Annotated in this window: 1 protein-coding gene; it reads right to left on the bottom strand. The window is 32.5% G+C overall.

From position 1 onward, the window contains the following. On the bottom strand, positions 1 to 772 hold a 772-nt coding region (locus C7437_RS16680), incomplete at its 3' end, for a S8 family serine peptidase (protein ID WP_146249634.1). Between the last annotated feature and the right edge of the window lie 1,685 nt (positions 773 to 2,457).

Genomic DNA, 2,457 nt, shown 5'->3' with positions numbered 1-2,457 from the left:
CTAATCCATTATTATGTGCATATTGAACTGCTGCATCAAAAGAAGAATTATAATAATAACCACCTAAGCTCATATTTATAATATCTGCATCTACAGCTACTGCAATATAAATACCCATAATTATATCTGACGTGTACGCTCGATCTGTTTCAAATACATCGATTAGTACTAATTGAGAATCTGGAGCAACCCCACTACCATATGTAGAATTGTTCATAGATGCACCAATTATACCCGACACATGCGTACCATGATTGTTCGTACTAAAAGTACTAGCAGTATTGTAATAACTATGAATTTGATACCTTAATTCTTCATGGGTTGTATCAAATCCATCATCTAAAACTGCTACCTTAACATCACTAGAGCCCTTTGTCCGTTCCCATGCTTTATTAGAATTTATACGATCATGATGATATTGATAATACAAATATGGATCATTCGGAGTATAAGTAATATCTAACATGTGATCCGGTTCTACATATTCGACGTCTGGATTACTTTCAAGCTCTTTAATGAAACCATCTAGAGTTTTACCATCTGGAACTTTAGCTGTTACAAGAGTTTCTTCATCATTCGTTTCCAATTCATTCAAATCTTCAGCAGCTAATTTCACTATAGCTTTCTCGGATTTTAATAAAATGATAACTTGATCCGTCTCTTCACCATTTAGATCCTTACTAGTCTTTTCTTCTGCATAGCTAGTAGAAAGTGGAAAAACTAAGCTACTTACGATCAGTAAAGCACTTAAAATAATTTTTACTATTTTCATAATTGCAACCCCTATTTTATATTTTAATAAAGTATAATGTGAAATCTACTATTAATATACTATTCTATTTACTTTTATTTTTTACTGAATATCCTAATATTTCAAAACAATACTACAAAAGTGAAGGAGCAGTTTTTAAAAAATTAAAGAAATTAATAGTTTTGAGATAGTGAATGAATACTGATCTTACCTAATACCAATCTATCATTCAAATAAAATTTAGTGAATGTGGAATGATAATGTTAATTTCTAACTGAACTCCTGGATTAAATTAATCTCTTCACCCCGTGACCTCCCTATAAATAGAAAATACGAATCCCTATTAGATTTATTTTGCACGTTTTAACAGATTTCAAATTGCAGGTAATTAACACTACATTTTAGGTACAGCTAGGCTATTAACTAATGATTAAATAGACAAATATGGAAGTAAATTTACCAATACGGTAATGCTATCCGTGTTTATATAAGTAAATCTACTTAATTAAAACTAGTCCATATTAATTTAAAATCTTCCATTCTTTACATTCTATATCACGGAAGTTAAAAATAGTGTCAGAATCTGTCGAATTTTTTTATTCTATCGAATGTTAATAAGTCACATCCATTTAGTGATGAAAAGACAGGGTCTTCTTTCGACTGGGACACTCCACCCTGTTTGCATTCAGAAGGAAACTCAAAACGTCAACTTACATTTGAACAAAAATTATCTGCAGTAAATGAAGTATAGCTAAAATTAGTCATAGGCAAGAAATCTAGGATGAACTAGGAATTCATATCAGCCCATAGTACAGATAGGTGAAACTGTGCAGAAAAAATAGAGAAGAAGCCCTTCACTCACACAATGAGAATTTATTTTGATAGAAAACGCAGAAGAACTAAAGCGATTAAGGGAGATAGAAAAGAAATAAAAGGACCAATTTACACAACCTCAAAAGTTTCTATTTAAGCAGGACCCAAAAGATATTATAGCTATCTAGAGCTTATATGATTTTACTGGAGGCACCATTGGCGTGAAAAGAATGGCTGATGAACTGAAAGTAAGCCACGACCATATAATTAATCATAAGCGTATGCAAAGATTATTGAATATGCTGAACATTAAATCTAAAATCGGGTTGAAAAGTCTAGTAAACAGAAGAGAGATGCACAAGCTGGCTTACGTATATTCAAACCTACTTGGACGCGATTTTAATGATGCGCTTGTAAGAAGCTATGAAAACGAGAGAATTGGAAAACTTAACAAACATCATTATTCACTCCAATCGGGGGAGTCCCTATATATTATATCTAGGATTATTTTGTTTAAATATATACCCGATTAATTTGTACTTACAGTAAGAAAAGTGGAAGCGCCTAATACTGTCTCGACAGGTAAATGGAGAATCGCGAGGAGGCAGATCCTCAGCCACCGCAGTGATTACCCATTTGACCCCGAGAGGCAAGGTTGCTTAAGCTAGACAGATATTATGCAGATATTTTATATACTTTCTTATCTGTTAAAAAAAAGCAATCCAACCCCATGGGGACTGAATCACTCATTTAGAATATGCTATTATTTTGAATTGATTGTTACATAGGCACCCTTTTTACTAATTACTTATTGTAAAAGAGAATCATAAAGTTCTTGCTTAATTTTGTCGGAAACTACACCACTACCTCCAAAAATAGCAAAATCCTCAAAG

The sequence above is a fragment of the Psychrobacillus insolitus genome, from assembly GCF_003254155.1.
GTDB classification, from domain to species: domain Bacteria; phylum Bacillota; class Bacilli; order Bacillales_A; family Planococcaceae; genus Psychrobacillus; species Psychrobacillus insolitus.
Note: the sequence above shows the minus strand (reverse complement) of the source record. Positions and strands in the feature narration are given on the sequence as shown.